Origin of the sequence: Pelomonas sp. Root405 (genome assembly GCF_001425165.1) — a bacterium.
Classification (GTDB): Bacteria; Pseudomonadota; Gammaproteobacteria; order Burkholderiales; family Burkholderiaceae_C; genus Pelomonas.
Genome location: NZ_LMDU01000013.1, coordinates 38,608 through 54,043, shown reverse-complemented (window position 1 = coordinate 54,043; position 15,436 = coordinate 38,608). Strand labels below are relative to the sequence as shown.

Annotated in this window: 15 protein-coding genes; 10 read left to right on the top strand and 5 right to left on the bottom strand. The window is 68.3% G+C overall.

The window, feature by feature from the left end; genetic code table 11:
• Positions 1–44: 44 nt before the first annotated feature.
• From nadB to ASC81_RS16195, 3 genes are read left to right on the top strand one after another with little or no spacing between them, the layout of a single operon-like run.
• Complete coding sequence (gene nadB / locus ASC81_RS16205) at positions 45–1,658, top strand: L-aspartate oxidase (protein WP_056269952.1); 1,614 nt, start codon at positions 45–47, stop codon at positions 1,656–1,658.
• A gap of 40 nt (positions 1,659–1,698) precedes the next feature.
• A complete protein-coding gene (locus tag ASC81_RS16200; protein WP_056269198.1) occupies positions 1,699–1,911 on the top strand; it encodes a DUF433 domain-containing protein in 213 nt (70 codons plus the stop codon).
• A complete protein-coding gene (locus ASC81_RS16195; protein ID WP_056269196.1) occupies positions 1,895–2,221 on the top strand; it encodes a DUF5615 family PIN-like protein in 327 nt (108 codons plus the stop codon). The genes ASC81_RS16200 and ASC81_RS16195 overlap by 17 nt, the downstream gene beginning before the upstream one ends.
• A gap of 7 nt (positions 2,222–2,228) precedes the next feature.
• Here ASC81_RS16195 and ASC81_RS16190 read toward each other — a convergent pair whose 3' ends face one another.
• The 4 genes from ASC81_RS16190 to ASC81_RS16175 form a co-directional block, all read right to left on the bottom strand.
• A complete protein-coding gene (locus ASC81_RS16190; protein WP_056269194.1) occupies positions 2,229–2,519 on the bottom strand; it encodes a late competence development ComFB family protein in 291 nt (96 codons plus the stop codon).
• 47 nt (positions 2,520–2,566) lie between these two features.
• On the bottom strand, positions 2,567–3,667 hold the full coding sequence (gene nadA / locus ASC81_RS16185; RefSeq protein ID WP_056269193.1) for a quinolinate synthase NadA: 1,101 nt from the start codon (positions 3,665–3,667) through the stop codon (positions 2,567–2,569).
• Between the two features lie 61 nt (positions 3,668–3,728).
• On the bottom strand, positions 3,729–4,703 hold the full coding sequence (locus ASC81_RS16180; RefSeq protein WP_156392182.1) for a DNAJC11 domain-containing protein: 975 nt from the start codon (positions 4,701–4,703) through the stop codon (positions 3,729–3,731).
• Between the two features lie 151 nt (positions 4,704–4,854).
• Positions 4,855–5,673, bottom strand: a complete 819-nt coding sequence (locus tag ASC81_RS16175; protein ID WP_056269189.1) for a helix-turn-helix domain-containing protein — start codon at positions 5,671–5,673, stop codon at positions 4,855–4,857.
• Positions 5,674–5,743: 70 nt separating this feature from the next.
• Here ASC81_RS16175 and ASC81_RS16170 point away from each other — a divergent pair, with 70 nt between their 5' ends.
• The 3 genes from ASC81_RS16170 (at position 5,744) to ASC81_RS16160 (ending at position 8,736) form a co-directional block, all read left to right on the top strand.
• The gene (locus ASC81_RS16170; protein ID WP_156392180.1) at positions 5,744–6,994 is read left to right on the top strand and encodes an MFS transporter; all 1,251 of its coding nucleotides are present in this window, start codon (positions 5,744–5,746) and stop codon (positions 6,992–6,994) included.
• Between the two features lie 72 nt (positions 6,995–7,066).
• On the top strand, positions 7,067–8,188 hold the full coding sequence (locus tag ASC81_RS16165) for an AI-2E family transporter (RefSeq protein WP_056269187.1): 1,122 nt from the start codon (positions 7,067–7,069) through the stop codon (positions 8,186–8,188).
• Positions 8,189–8,262: 74 nt separating this feature from the next.
• Entirely contained in the window at positions 8,263–8,736 is a 474-nt protein-coding gene (locus ASC81_RS16160; protein WP_056269185.1) for a hypothetical protein, read from the top strand.
• A gap of 12 nt (positions 8,737–8,748) precedes the next feature.
• Here the strand turns inward: ASC81_RS16160 and ASC81_RS16155 are convergent, their stop codons facing one another.
• On the bottom strand, positions 8,749–9,267 hold the full coding sequence (locus ASC81_RS16155; RefSeq protein WP_056269184.1) for a PEP-CTERM sorting domain-containing protein: 519 nt from the start codon (positions 9,265–9,267) through the stop codon (positions 8,749–8,751).
• A gap of 210 nt (positions 9,268–9,477) precedes the next feature.
• Here ASC81_RS16155 and ASC81_RS16150 point away from each other — a divergent pair, with 210 nt between their 5' ends.
• The 4 genes from ASC81_RS16150 (at position 9,478) to ASC81_RS16135 (ending at position 15,435) form a co-directional block, all read left to right on the top strand.
• Positions 9,478–11,196: a thiamine pyrophosphate-binding protein gene (locus tag ASC81_RS16150; RefSeq protein ID WP_056269182.1), complete on the top strand. Its 1,719-nt coding sequence runs from the start codon at positions 9,478–9,480 to the stop codon at positions 11,194–11,196.
• Between the two features lie 102 nt (positions 11,197–11,298).
• The gene (locus tag ASC81_RS16145) at positions 11,299–12,366 is read left to right on the top strand and encodes a PEP-CTERM sorting domain-containing protein (protein ID WP_056269180.1); all 1,068 of its coding nucleotides are present in this window, start codon (positions 11,299–11,301) and stop codon (positions 12,364–12,366) included.
• A gap of 44 nt (positions 12,367–12,410) precedes the next feature.
• The gene (locus tag ASC81_RS16140; protein WP_056269178.1) at positions 12,411–12,635 is read left to right on the top strand and encodes an RNA-binding S4 domain-containing protein; all 225 of its coding nucleotides are present in this window, start codon (positions 12,411–12,413) and stop codon (positions 12,633–12,635) included.
• 436 nt (positions 12,636–13,071) lie between these two features.
• Positions 13,072–15,435: a polysaccharide lyase gene (locus ASC81_RS16135; protein WP_235533681.1), complete on the top strand. Its 2,364-nt coding sequence runs from the start codon at positions 13,072–13,074 to the stop codon at positions 15,433–15,435.
• The last annotated feature ends 1 nt before the right edge of the window (position 15,436 follow it).

Genomic DNA, 15,436 nt, shown 5'->3' with positions numbered 1-15,436 from the left:
CTCACCGTCCGTCCGGTGTGGCGCCGCTGCCAGACAATCCGCCCATGACTGATGCCCAACAAGACGCGCCCGTCGTCATCATCGGCGCTGGCCTCGCCGGCCTCACCGTGGCCCTGCACCTGGCCGACACCGTGCCCGTCGTCGTGCTGGCCAAGCGCGAGCTGAACGAAGCGGCCACCGCCTGGGCCCAGGGCGGCATCGTCGGCGTGCTCGGCAGCGACGACAGCATCGACAGCCATGTGCGCGACACCCAGGATGCCGGTGCCGGGCTGGTGGACGAGGCCGCCGCGCGCTTCATCGCCGAACGCAGCGCTGCAGCGGTAGGCTGGCTGGTGGAGCAGGGCGTGCCCTTCACGCCCGACGACAGCGGCCCCATGGGCCTGCACCTGACGCGCGAGGGTGGTCATGCGGTGCGCCGTATTGCGCACGCGGCCGATGCCACGGGCAAGGCCATCCACGACCAGTTGCTGGCCGTCGCGCGCAAGCACCCCAACATCAAGATGTGCCAGCGCTGGATGGCGCTGGACCTGATCACGTCGCGCCATGTGCAGCGCGAGGACGTGGACAAGGGCGTGCCGCGCGTCTACGGCGTGTACGCGCTGGACATCGACTCCCAGCGCGTCGAGACCCTGCCGGCCCGCGCTGTCGTGCTGGCCACGGGCGGTGCCGGCAAGGTCTACCGCTACACGACCAACCCCGACACGTCGACCGGCGACGGCATCGCCATGGCCTGGCGCGCCGGCTGCCGGGTGGCGAACATGGAGTTCATCCAGTTCCACCCGACCTGTCTGTATCACCCGCAGGAACGCAGCTTCCTCATCACCGAAGCGCTGCGCGGCGAGGGCGGGCATCTCAAGTTGCCGGACGGCACCCGCTTCATGGCCGCCCATGACGAGCGCCTGGAACTGGCGCCGCGCGACATCGTCGCCCGCGCCATCGACTTCGAGATGAAGAAGCACGGCCTGGATCATGTGTGGCTGGACGCCACGCATCTGGGCGAGGCCTTCCTGAAGGAGCATTTCCCGACCATCCACGCGCGCTGCCTCAAGCTCGGCATCGACATCGCAAAGCAGCCGATCCCGGTCGTGCCGGCCGTGCACTTCACCTGCGGCGGCGCCGTGACCGACCTGTTGGGGCGCTGCGACCTGCCGGGTCTGTATGCCGTGGGCGAGACCGGCTACACCGGCTTGCACGGCGCCAACCGCCTGGCCAGCAACTCGCTGCTGGAATGCGTGGTGCTCGGCCAGACCTGCGCGGCCGACATCCTGGCCCATCCGCTTCCCGACGGTGCACCCATCCCCGCCTGGGACGAGAGCCAGGTCGAGAATGCCGACGAGCAGGTCGTCATCGCTCACAACTGGGACGAACTGCGCCTGCTGATGTGGAACTACGTCGGCATCGTGCGCACCACCAAGCGGCTGGAGCGCGCACTGCATCGCATCAAGCTGCTGCGCGGCGAGATCGACGATTACTACGGCAGCTTCCGCGTCACGCGCGACCTGCTGGAGCTGCGCAATCTGGTCGAATGCGCCGAGCTGATCGTGCGCTCGGCCCTGATGCGGCACGAGAGCCGCGGCCTGCACTTCAGCCGCGACTATCCGCAGACGCTGCCGGTGAGTTTTCCGACGGTGTTGATCAGCAAGAAGCGGCGGCGCTGAGGGCGAGCCTAAACTTGCGCGACAGCCAGGAGAAACGGCCATGCAGCTCGTGTCCCGCAGTCCCGACATCATGAGCGGCACGCCGTGCTTTGCCGGCACGCGCGTGCCGGTCAAGCACCTGTTCGACTATCTGGAAAACGGTTCGACGCTGGAGGACTTCCTGCAGGACTTTCCGGCCATCGACCGCGAGCGTGCCGTGGCGGTGCTCGAAGCGGCTCGATTGCACCTGATCGCCGATGCGGCTGCTGCTTGACGAGTGCGTCCCGGCCCGGCTGGCGCGTGCGCTGGATGGGCATGAGGTCCGCACCGTGGTGCAAATGGGCTGGTCGGGCGTCAAGAACGGCCAGCTGTTGGCCTTGGCTGGCGGCGATTTCGACGCGCTCATCACGGTGGACCAGAATCTGCGCTACCAACGGCATGAAGCCAGCCTGCCGCTGGTCGTGATCGTGCTGGAGGCTCACTCGAATCAGCTGACGGCGCTGCTGCGGCTGGTTCCAGAATTGCAGGCGACGCTCGCCGAACTTGGTCCTCGGCGCTTCCTGCGAATCCCGTCAGCGCGCTGACATCGACTTACTTCCGCGACCGCAGCGCCGTCCGCGCCTGCACGAAGTTAAAGGCATAGGACACGGCCTCCACGATGGCGTTGTCGATCTCCAGGCGTTCGTGCTCGGTCAGGTAGAAGCTGAAGTCCACCTCGTGGCGGATGTAGCGCGGCGGCAGGCGGTTCAGGGCCACGCAGCAGACGTCGCAGAGCAGGTCGTTGCTGGCGGCGATCTCCGGGTAGTCCTTGGACGAGTCCATGACCGCGCCGAAGACCTCGCGCTCGTGGTGGTTGTAGAGGGAGCTGAAGTCGGCGTTCATGGCGGGCCTCGTCAAAGAGCGGTTGCGCTGCCGGAGTTATAGCGCCATCAGGCCGCGCCGATGCCGGGGGTCATCCCACCGGCGGCACTCTTTCTCGCGGCGACGAAATCCAGCATCCGCGTGATGCAGCCCTGCGCCTTCACGCGGATCGCCTCGTCGACATGGATCTCCGGCTGGCCGCTTTCCAGGCAATCGACCAGGTTGGCCAGGCCGTTCATCGCCATCCATGGGCAGTGCGCGCAGCTCTTGCACGTGGCGCTGTTGCCGGCGGTGGGCGCCTCGATCAGCGTTTTGCCCGGCGCGAGCTGACGCATGCGGTGCAGGATGCCGTTGTCAGTGGCGACGATGTACTCCTTGGCCGTGCCCTCGACGACGGCCTTGATCAGCGCCGATGTCGAGCCGACGACATCGGCGAGGTCGACGACGCTCTTGGGCGACTCCGGGTGCACCAGGATCATGGCGCCGGGGTACTCCTTGCGCAGCAGTTCGAGCTCCAGCCCCTTGAACTCGTCGTGGACGATGCAGGCGCCGTTCCACATCAGCATGTCAGCGCCGGTTTGCTCCTGGATGTAGCGGCCCAGGTGGCGGTCGGGTGCCCACAGGATCTTCTGGCCCTTGGCGTGCAGGTCGGACACAATCTCCAGCGCGCAGGAACTGGTCACCATCCAGTCGGCGCGGGCCTTCACGGCGGCGCTGGTGTTGGCGTAGACGACGACCTGGCGGTCGGGGTGGGCGTCGCAGAAGGCCGCGAAGTCGTCGGCCGGGCAGCCCAGGTCGAGCGAACAGGTGGCCTCCAGGTCGGGCATCAGCACGCGCTTCTCAGGGCTGAGGATCTTGGCCGTCTCGCCCATGAAGCGCACGCCGGCAACGACCAGCGTCTGCGCAGCATGGTCGCGGCCAAAGCGGGCCATCTCCAGCGAGTCGGCAACCACCCCGCCGGTGGCCAGGGCCAGGTCTTGCAGCGCGCCATCCACGTAGTAATGTGCGACGAGGACGGCGTTGTGCTGCTTGAGCAATGCCGCAGCGCGCTCCGCCAGCTTGTTGCGCTCGGTCGGCGTCAGCACCGCGGGCGTCTTGGCCCAGGCGAAAGCGGTCGAGCAGGCGCCGGCGGCATCCTGCTTGGTGTAGTCGAAAACGGTTTGGGACATGGTGGCGTGCGACAGGCCGCGGTTGACGGCATCAAGTGTCGCGCAGAGCCGGTCCCCCTGTTCAGGGCAGGCGCATCACATCGCGTTCGCTGACCTGCACGGTGCGGCTCGGCTCGTTGCCGCGCCGGTAGGTCACGATCAGCGCCTTGCGCTGGCCGGGGACCGGGTCGAAGCCGAACAGCTCGTTGCGCACCTCGACATCCAGTTGATCGGCGCGAACCTGGGCACGCACCTGTTGTGTCACGTCCACCCAGCGGGCCTCGCCGCCGTAGCGGGCTTCGTCGATGACGAGGCGGCCCATGCCGTTGGGTCGGTTGGGACCGTGATCACCACGCCGGCCCCAGTCGCCGCGGCCCCAGCCGATGAACTGGCTGCCGTCCACCGTCTGGTATTCGCGGTAGTCGAAATTGCGCTGCCGACCAGCGCGGTCGCGGGCGACGATGCGCAGCCGCTTGGTGCGGCCCGGGTCGGGGTCGACACCGCGGAAGGCGTCGTTCGTCAGGCGGAAGCTCACATCACGCCGCGCCAGTTCGCGCAGCCGGTCGGTCACGTCCACCTCGCGGCGTCCCGTGCCATAGGTGGCATGCAGGATCGTGAACTCGCCGCTGTCGCGGTCTTGACCACGGCGCTCGTCCCGGCCATCGCGGTCGTTGCCCTGCCAGCCACGGCGGCCGTCCGATTCGCCCCAGTTGCCGCGGCCCCAGCCGACGAACTGGGCGCCTTCGATCCAGTCGCGCTCGCGGAAGTCGAGGTAGCGCTCCTGGCCCTGGCGGTCCCGCACATAAAGGCGCAGCGTCTTCTGCCGGCCGGGCTCGGGGTCGACACCGAAGAGATCGTTGGTCAGCTGAAAGCGCCGGTCCTGGCGCGCCAGGTCGCGCAACCGCCGCGTCACGTCGACGTGGTTGTTCTCGGTGCCGTAGTGGGCCTGCAGGATGGTGAATTCGCCGCTGTCGTCGTTCTGCGCCCAGGCGGGCCGGGCCAGCAGTGCGACCAGCAGGGCACTGCCTGCGCCGAGGGCCAATTGACGTCTTTGCATGGCGATTCTCCTTGTAGGTTTGTCGTTGATCCTCGAGAGCCATGTTGGCACGCGCGGTCATCAGTTCAACGCGCGGGGGCTGCCCGCCGAGGACCGCGGCGTCAAGCCGACGTAAGAGGGCGTAAGCGAGGCGGTTCGGCGCTGGCAAGCCTCAGGCTGCTGCGAAAAAGCGGCTCGGCGGCATGCCGACCGTGCGCGTGACCATGGCGGTGAAGGCGCTGGCGCTGGCATAGCCCAGCTCGGCCGCGATATGGCTCATGGGCCGGCCGCGCGCCGCCAGCGTCAGCGCATGGGCCAGCAGCAACTGCGAACGCCATTGCGCAAAGCTGGTGCCGAGCTGCTCGCGGAACAGCCGGCTCAGCGTGCGCGGGCTGGCGCCGGCCTCTGCCGCCCATTCGTCCAGGCCGGCATGGCGGCCGGGCTCGCGCAGCATGGCTTCACACAGGCGGCGCAGCCGGGCGTCCTGGGGCAGGGCGACGCCCAGCGCCAGCGGGCGAGCGCGTTTGAGCTCGGCCAGCACGAGGCGCTCGATGCCCTGGCGGCGTTCGGCCTCGTCCGATGTCTCCGTTGGCTGTGGGTCCGGCTCGCCGGGCAGCGCCGCCACCAGCTCGCGCAACAGGGGCGACACCTCCAGCACGCGGCCAACGCGCCACGCGTCGCCGGGCAGCAGCTCGGCGCCCAGATAGACAGTGCGCAGGTCACAGCGCTCGATGGCCGTCACGGCATGGACGATGCCGGGCGGGATCCACACCGCGCGTGAGGGCGGCACGATGTAGGTGGCCGTCTGGGTGCCTTCCGTGCTCACGCGCACGGCGCCGGTCATCGAGAAGACCAGTTGTGCCCAGTCATGGCGATGCGGCTGGATGTCGGTCAGGTGCTCCAGCAGGCGCGCCTTGGCCCGCAGCGGGCGCTCCGGCGTTGGCGCGTATCGAGCGGGTGACAGGGCTGGGATGCTGTTGCGGCTGGCCATGACTGGATTTCAACAGGAATTGACGAACCGTCGCAACCACGCCTGCGGGCCAGTTCCTAAAGTGTTGCCCATGGACACCGCAATCCCCCTCGACGCTGGCAGCCTGCGCCGGCGCGACATCACGACGATCTCGACCATCGGCGTCGCGCATGGCACCTCGCATTTCTTCCACATGTTGCTGCCGCCGCTGTTCCCGGCCTTCATCCAGGCGTTCGGGCTGAGCTATTCCGAGCTGGGCTTGCTGGTGACGACCTTCTTCGTCATCTCGGGTGCCGGCCAGGCGCTGGCGGGCTTTCTCGTCGACCGCATCGGTGCGCGGCCCGTGCTGTTCGCGGCGATGGTCTGCTTCTTCTTCGCCTCCGTTGCGGCTGGCCTGGCGCAGGGCTTTGGCGGCTTGATGCTCGCCGCGGCGCTGGCCGGTGTTGGCAATGCGCCCTTCCACCCGGCCGACTTCACCATCTTGAACAAGCGCGTGTCGCAACCACGCCTGGGCCATGCCTTCTCGGTGCATGGCATCAGCGGCAACCTCGGCTGGGCGCTGGCGCCTGTGTTCTCCATCGGCATTGCGCAAGCCACCGGCAACTGGCGCTTCGCCTATGTGGGCACCGCGCTCGTCGCGCTGGCGGTGATGACCCTGCTGTTCTGGCAGCGCTCGGCCATCGACGACCGCGAGGGCTCCTGGGGCCACGCCAAGCCGGCCGCGGGTGCCAAGCCCGAGCACCCGATGGCCTTCCTGAAGCTGCCGTCGGTGTGGCTGTGCTTCTCCTTCTTCTTCTGGACCACGGCCGCGCTGTCGGCCATCCAGAGCTTTGCCAGCCCGGCGCTGCATCAAATCTACGGCCTGCCGCTGGCGCTGACCGCGTATGTCGTCACCGGCTACATGCTGGCCGGCGCGGCGGGCATGGTCTGTGGCGGTTTCCTCGTGGCCAGGGCCGAGCGGCTGGAGCGGACGATTGCCTATGCCATGGCCTTTGCCGCGGCGCTGCTGCTGCTGGTGGCCAGCGGCTGGCTGCCCGGCGCGCTGGCGGCCAGCGTCGCTGCGCTGGCGGGCTTTGGCACCGGCCTGGCCGGCCCGTCGCGCGACATGCTGATCAAGCGCGCCTCGCCGCCGGGGGCAACCGGGCGGGTCTATGGCACGGTCTACTCCGGTCTGGACATCGGCTTTGCGATTGCTGCGCCGGTGTTCGGCGCCATCCTCGACCACGGCATGCCGCGCGGCGTATTCGCCGGCTCAGCGGCGGCGCTGATGCTGGGCATTGCTTCGGCGGGGCTGGTGGGGCTGGGGCTCAGCCGCCGGGCGGCGGCCGCGGTGCCGGCCTGAGAGCGACGTGAGGCGGCGTGGCCCGCCCGTACCATGCGCGACATCGCCCACCCCGGGTTGACCCGCCGCGCCATGAAATTCAAGAACTTCGTCACCTCACCGACCCTTGAGCACAACGCCTTCCTGGCGCTGATGGTCGCGGTCAGCCTGGCGTTCGCTTGGATCCTGCAGCCGTTCTTCGGCGCCGTGTTCTGGGGCGCCGTCATCGCCATCATCTTCATGCCGGTCCATGCCTGGCTGATGCGCAGGTGGAAGCAGCGGCGCACGCTGGCGGCCCTGGTCACCCTGTTGATGATCGTGCTGATCGTCGTGCTGCCCCTGAGCCTGTTGACCGGCATGCTGGTCAAGGAAGGCGCCGCGCTCTACCAGCGGCTGCAATCGGGCGAGACGGACTTTGCCCGGTACTTCGAACAGGTCGTCGCGGTGCTGCCGACCGGGCTTCACGACCTGCTGGAGCACTTCGGCCTGACGGATTTCAAGGAACTGCAGGCGCGCATCACCGATGCCATCGGCCGTGGCAGCCAGGCGATTGCGACCCAGGTCTACAGCGTCGGGCAGAACGCGCTGGACCTGGTGGTCAGCTTCTTCGTGATGCTGTACCTGGCCTTCTTCCTGCTGCGCGACGGCGTGGGCCTGAGCCGGCGCCTGCGCGCCGCCGTGCCGCTCGACCCTGACCATCGACGCCACCTGTCGGCCAAGTTCATCACCGTCATCCGCGCCACCGTCAAGGGCAATGTGCTGGTGGCCGCCACCCAGGGCGCGTTGGGCGGCCTGGCGTTCTGGTACCTGAACATCCAGGGCGCGCTGCTGTGGGCGGTGATCATGGGTTTCCTGTCGCTGCTGCCGGCTATCGGTGCGGCGCTGATCTGGCTGCCGGTGGCCATCTATTTCCTGGTCACGGGGGCCATCTGGCAGGGCGTGGCGCTGATCGCCTATGGCGTGCTCGTCATCGGCCTGGTGGACAACGTGCTGCGCCCGATCCTGGTCGGCAAGGACACCAAGATGCCCGACTACCTGGTGCTGATCTCGACCATTGGCGGCATGGCCATCTTCGGCATCAACGGTTTCGTCATCGGCCCGGTCATCGCAGCGATGTTCATGGCCGTGTGGGACTTGTTCGCCACCGCGCGGGAAGAGGCGCTGGCCGCGGCGCACGCCGAGGGCGACGGCTCCGACGGTCAGTCAACACCTTAGCGCTGGGCGTTCCAGGGCTGGTGCGCCGTCCCACGACTGCGCATACTGCGCCGTCCTCACGACGGGAGCTGTTGATGGGCAAGCCTGACGACTGGTACCGGCTGCTGGCCGAACTGGAAGCGCGTGCCAAAGAACACAAGCACCGCAGCAACGAGGCGGAGCGGCACAAGCTGTCGTCAGACCACGTGAGGCTTCTCGGCTATTTCTGGCGGCCTGACGTGCAGCAGGTCCGCCGCGACGGCCTGCCGTTCTCGGCGCTGGCCTTCTTCGAGGCCGAACTCCACCCGCCGGGTGCCGAGGCTGAGCGGCAGGCGCAGGTGCAGGCGTGGGTCAGTGAGTTGATGTCCAAGGACTATCTGGGTGTCACGGGTGAGAGGCTGGTGCCGACGTCCGACGCCATCGAGTGGCTCAAGGAGCGTCACCCCGGCTGGACGCAGTGGTGGCAGAAGTCGCTCATCACGGTGCCGCCAGCTTTGCAGGTGCTGGTCACGTTGATCGGCGTGGCGGCTTCTGTCTACACGCTCTGGCAGTGGCTGAACGTGCCGTAGCGCCGCCGGCCGCTACTGCCGGCGACGCATGCGCAGGCCCGCGCCCAGCGCGAGCGCCAGCCCGACCAGCGACAAGGATGCCGGTTCGGGAAGCACGCCGTCATCGCGAATCGTCAGCGAGCCATCGACGTACTGGTAGAAGTTGCCGCCTGCGAACTCGAACTGGCGTCCTGCTGTGCCCGTGGACACGAAGGTGCCGAGGGTCAGCGGTGGCATCACGTCCGGCCTGAAGAAGAGGCCGTCGACGGCCGGACCCACGCCGTCACCGCAGGATCCGTTGGCGAAGACGGGCGTCGCGAAGGCGTTGAGCCCGTCAACGGCGATGGACGTCGGTGCGCAGCCGTTGATGTCGCCGTTGACATAGGTGAGGACATCCCCCGTGTTCTGCGCAAAGCCGGCGCTGCTGAAGCTGATGGACGCCGCCCCGTAGTTGCCCATGGCGTCGTAGTTGAACGTGTAGATCAGCGCCGCCCCCGCGAACGGGCTGGCGAGGGCCAAGCTGAGAGTGGCTGCTATGTGCTTGAAGTTCATCACGGTGCTCCTGCGAGGTTGGGCGATGGGTCGACGCAAGAATCGCTCCCTGCATGCGGCAGGGCCGGTGCATTCCTCGTCGGCGCCCGGCAATTCCACATTGGAGCCCCCGGCGCCATCCGCCTGGGGCTGTCTGGGCGAGCGAGCTTCGTAAAGTTTCCCGACACCTGTGGTGGCCTCGCCGGCCGGGCTGCCGGCTAAAGTCCCAACATGACTAGACAAGCTACCACCCCCAGCCTGGCCGGCCACAAGCTGGTCGAAGCGCTGATTGCCCAGGGCATTGACACCGCCTTCGGTGTGCCCGGCGAATCCTTCCTCGCCGTCCTCGACGGCTTCCACGAATACGCCGACAAGATCCGCTTCATCGCCTGCCGCCAGGAGGGCGGCGCAGCCTTCATGGCCGAGGCGCAGGGCAAGCTGACCGGCAAGCCCGGCATCTGCTTCGTGACGCGCGGACCGGGCGCGACGAACGCCAGCATCGGCCTGCACACGGCCTTCCAGGACAGCACGCCGATGATCCTGTTCATCGGCCAGGTCGCCAGCGACCAGCGCGACCGCGAGGCCTTCCAGGAGGTGGATTACCGCCAGATGTTCGGCCCCGGCACGCTCGGCATGGCCAAGTGGGTGGGCGAGGTGCATGACGCCGAGCGGCTGCCCGAGTACGTCGCGCGCGCCTTCCACACCGCCATGCAGGGCCGCCCTGGCCCGGTCGTGCTGGTGCTGCCTGAGGACATGCTGACCAAGCCCATCACCGCACCGGTCGTCGCGCCCGCGCGGCCTGCCGAGGCGGCGCCGACGCCGGCGGCGCTGGCCGAACTGCGCGAGCGCCTGGCGGCAGCGAAGAAGCCGCTTGTCATCGCCGGCGGTGGCGGCTGGACGTCCGAGGCCACGACTGCGCTGCAGGCCTTCGCTGAAGCCTGGCAACTGCCCGTCGGCTGCGCCTTCCGCTTCCAGGACCTGTTCGACAACGCCCACCCGAACTACGCTGGCGACGTCGGCATCGGCATCAATCCCAAGCTCGCGGCGCGCGTGAAAGAGGCCGACCTCATCCTCGCCATCGGACCGCGCCTGGGCGAGATGACGACTGGCGGCTACACGCTGCTGCAGGCACCGCGCCCGGCGCAGCAGCTCATCCACATCCACGCCGGCGCCGAGGAGCTGGGCCGCGTCTACACGGCCGAGCTGCTTATCAACGCGAGCATGGGCCAAGCCGCACCGGCGCTTGCCGCACTGCAGCCGCCCGCCGACATCGCCTGGCGCGACTGGACGGCCGCGGCCCATGCCGACTACGAGGCCAACCTCGTGCCTACGCCGGTGGCGCCGCTGGACATGGCCGAGGTGATTCGCCTCGTCGATGCCAAGCTGCCCGAGGGCAGCATCTTCACCAACGGTGCCGGCAACTACAGCGGCTGGCTGCATCGCTTCCACCGCTACACGGCGCTGCACCGTTTCGGCAAGACGCAGCTGGCGCCGACCTCCGGCGCGATGGGCTACGGCGTGCCCGCCGCCGTGGCGGCTGCGCTTTTGCAGGACCGCTGGGTCGTCAACATCGCCGGTGACGGCGACTTCCTGATGACGGGCCAGGAGCTGGCCACGGCCATCGGGTACGGCGCGAGGAAGCTGCTCGTCATCGTGGTCGACAACGGCACCTACGGCACCATTCGCATGCACCAGGAGCGCGAATACCCGGGCCGCGTGGCGGGCAGCGATCTGTTCAACCCCGACTTCGCGCGGCTTGCCGAGGCCTTTGGCTTTGCGGCCTTCAAGGCCGAGAGCACGGCCGAGGTCGGGCCGGCGCTGGACGCGGCCATCGCTTCGGCCAAGCCAGCGCTGCTGCACCTGCGGCTGTCCAGCGATGTGAGCACCTCGCGCAGCACGCTGACGGCCATCCGCGAGTCCGCACAGCGCCGCCTGCAGGTTGAAGGCTGAGACCCCCTAGGTTCGGCACTCTCGTCAGTTCTGATGAGAGGCCCGCGACGCCGGCTTCCTATCCTGCTTTCCGGCCCTGTCGGCCATCAAAGGGGAAGCAAGATGCAGAAGTTCATGTTCGCCCGGCTGAGCGCCGGGTTGGCGCTCGCGGGCGCTGCCTGGGGAGCGGTGGCGCAGACCGTGCCCACACTGTCGTTCAGCACGTCCGCCCAGACCTATGGTTACGTGGACACCTCCTACACCAGCGCCATTCTCGGCAATGCAAGCTTCCAGCTGCGCATGCCGAGTTCATACGCGTACTACCAGCCGCCCTGGAACAACACGGCGGGCGGCATCGCGTCGATGAACTTCATGATCCAGCCCGGCCTGGGCGGGCAGGACCCCATCTATGACATCGTCACCAGCAACGGCCTCTATGGCTTCAGTGCCACCGGCCAGGCCCAGGTCGACGGGCTGAAGCTGCGCGGGCAGATGACGGTCAGCACGCACGATGCCCAGGGCAATGCCGCTGACGCCCCCAACTCCTCGGCCTATGCCTACGCCTATGCCAACTGGAGCCAGGGCTTCTACATCGCCCCGACCCCCGCCCGGCCGGCCGGCAGCTATGGGGCCATCCTGGTCGGCATCACGCTGCATGGCGACTTTCCGACGACGGCTCACTCGGCGAGCACACTGGACAGCGAGAACGCCTACTCCCAGCTTAATCTCAGCGCCAACTTCGTCGACAGCGGCGGTGTCAGCTTCCAATCGCAGTTCGGCACCAACACGGGCACCTGGGACACGACCTGGACGGGCTCCAAGACGGTCTACAAGAAGCTGCTGTTCCAGTACGGAACGGTGTTCAACCTGCAGGCCTACCAGTACGCCTACGCGTTCGACAACGCCAGCGCGGACTTCTCGCAGACCGGCAGCGTCAGCTACATCGAGCTGCCCTTCGGCGCGACGCTGCTGTCTGGCGCGGAGCAGCAAGGATTGGGCAGCGTGCAGTCGCTCTACGGCACGGTCGTCAACTCGGCCACCGTCGACGACCCCAACACCAACTGGGACTTCGGCGACAACGGCGGTGGCTTCACGCCGCCCCCGGCCGTGCCGGAGCCTGCGAGCCTGCTGTTGATGCTGGGCGGCCTTGGCGTCGTCGGCCTGAGGTGGCGTCGCGCCCAACGGCGCTGAGGCCGCCGTGTCGCCATGGCAGCTGTTGTGGCGACAATCCCGGCATGCACAAGCTGGAACTTCGCGGTGAGTTCATCGAACTCGACAAATTGCTCAAGGCCACCGGCCTGGCCGACAGCGGCGGCCGCGCCCGCGTGCTGATCGCCGCCGGCGAGGTCAGCGTCGATGGCCAGGTCGAGCTGCGCAAGACGGCCAAGATCCGCGCCGGTCAGGTCGTCGATTTCGCGGGCCAGCGGGTCCGGGTCCTGCCGGGACCGGGTGGCGACTGAGCGCCCTCGGTCGGCCTGGAGTGGGCGTCGGTGACGCCCCCGGGTTTGGCCCGCCCCCCGAATCGGTGCCCTCAGGGATAGCCCCGCGTTGACCGGGCGCTCCAAAAACGAAACACTGTTCCAACTGCTCGCTGAGCCGAGACCGTTGACCGGAAACCGCCGGGTGGCCGGGTGTCTCGACAGCCGTTGCAGTGCGAGGCGCCTGCTGTGCCCGCTCTCCACTGACGCCCAAGCGAGCCGGTGCCGCAAGGGCTGAAGCGCCATCTCGGCCTGCTGCCGATCCCCCGTTCCTCACTGCTGATGCGCTGCGCGCCTGACCCCTGACGGGCCGGGTGCCGGGCGGGCCTTTGCCTGCCTGCTGCGAACGCTCGGCAGCGGGGTCGGTACGCCCAACAAACACAAAGCGCGCGCTGTACAGGCGCGCCGGAGACATGCCATGACCACATGCAAACCCAAGTTGGGTCTGCTGGCTTCGTCCATCTCGCTCGGCCTGCTGGCCTGCGGGGGCGGCCAGGAATCTCCTGCGAGCGTCGTGAGCGCGCAGCAGGCCACGGCCGGCCGCCTCGACACGGGCGCCACGACCGAGAGCGCCACCGCCAAGGCGCTTGCCGCGAGGCCGGCCAAGCCCGTGACGCCACCGCCCGCGCCCGTCATTGATGCCGTGTCGCTGACCGACACCAGCGCGCCGCTGCTGTTCGACAGCGGCAACCGCACCTATGCCGCGCCGGCGACGATCAATGGCCTGCACAACCCGGGCAACTACCGCGCGGCGCCCAAGCTGCCGGGCTGGCAGTTCGCCACGGTCGACCCCACCAACGGCGTGCTGAGCTTCGAGCGCGAAACCGCGCCCGACATGGGTTGGCACGGCCAGTCGCGCAAAGGCAAGGTGATCGTCACCGGAGGCTCTTCAGCCGCCGCCAACCGCATCTACACGGTGTTCAACAAGGAGCAGTTGCTGGCGGCGCTGCGCGAGGCCAAGAACGAACCCAAGATCATCCGCATCGTCGGCCACATCGACTTCCGCTGGCGCGACGGCAATACGGTGTTCGAGGAGTACACCGGCTTCCTGGATCAGAAAAACGGCGGCAGCTTCTCCATCCCGTCGAACACGACGCTGGTCGGCATCAACGACAGCAATGGTCGCCCGGCGCGCATCACCGGCACGCAGATCCTGATCGGCATTGAGGCCGCCACGACCGCTGCCGGGCCGGAGGCGGACTTCAAGGCCTGGGTCGCCGCCGGCAAGGACCCTGAAGCATTCCCGACCTGGACGCGCAACATCATCTTGCGCAACTTGGCGCTGGATACGCCGTGGGACGTGAACCCCGAGGACAGCGGCAATGCCTACATGGACGGCATCGCCATCACGCGCGCCCAGCAGATCTGGGTCGACCACGTCACCATCAGTGACGGCGACACGCCCGACTCGCTGGCCGGCGACACGCGCCACGACGGCTCGCTGGACATCATCCGCGGCAGCGACTACGTGACGGTGTCCAACAGCATCTTCACCAAGCACCACAAGACCACGCTGGTCGGCAACGGTGACTCCGGCCGCGCCTGGAGCGACGCCGGCCGCCTCCACGTGACGATGACCGGCAACTGGTGGGACCACCCCTACAGCCGCCTGCCGCTGGTGCGTTTCGGCCAACTGCACATGTACAACAACCTCGTCACCGGCAGCACGACGACCAGCGACCCCGACAAGAAGTTTGCCTCCGGACTGGACGCGCGCTACCAGTCCGACGTCATCAACGAGAACAACTTCTACGAGTTCACCGGCCTCAAGCCCAGGGAGGTCTGCGGCAAGCTGGCGGGCGGCAAGGATGCGATCTCGATGCGCAGCAGCGGTCACCGCTTCATCAGCGACAAGGACGACCTGGGCAAGCCGATGACGGGTGTCATCGACATCGAGCTGCAGGGCTGCGAAGGCGTGCCCGTCAAGCAGAACTGGGTGCCGCCTTACGCCTACACGCTGCGCACGGCCGACGCCACACGCGGCGCCGTGCAGGCGAATGCCGGTGCCGGGCGCGTTGGCATGTTCGCCGTGCAGGGCCCGCTGCCGGCGCCGCTGCCCAGCGCGCCCCCGCCCAGCCCCGCGCCCACGCCGGCCCCGGCGCCGAGCCCGACACCGCCGCCTTCGCCTTCGCCATCACCCAGTCCGAGCCCGGCCCCGAGCCCGAGCCCGAGCCCGGCGCCGCTGATCCCCGGCACGGCCTGCACGCCCACGCTGCCCTGCAGCGCCAACGGCGGCAACGAGCTGGTGCTGAGCCCGCTGGTCACGGTGCCCGTGCCCGCGGCCAGCTATGTGCAGGCTACCGGCACCTACACGCTGGCAGGCGCCGGCGTCATCAACACCGGCAGCCCCTACACCTTCAACTTCAAGTACGCGGCGCTGACCGGCAACTTCGTCTTCACCGCGCGCGTCGTCACCCAGGGCGGCAGCGCCGACTCGGCCCGCGCCGGCGTCGTCGCGATGAACGGGCTGACCGGCGCGCCGGCCTATGCCTGGACCGCGCGCTACTCGTCCACCGGCGCCATCCGCGCAGGCATCAACGGCAACAACAAATCCAACATCGGCAGCTTCTCCAGCTCCGCGCTGCCGGTCTGGGTCAGGGTAGAGCGGCGCGGCAACGCCGTCTATTCCGCCGCGTCGGCCGATGGTGTCAGCTGGTCGGAAACCACCAACCTCACCGTCGCCGTGCCCACCCTGTACGTCGGCCTGGCCCTCTCGTCGGGCAGCAACAGCGCGGTCGTGACGGCCGACTTCGACAACGTCACCGTCGTCGGCGGCCAGTGAA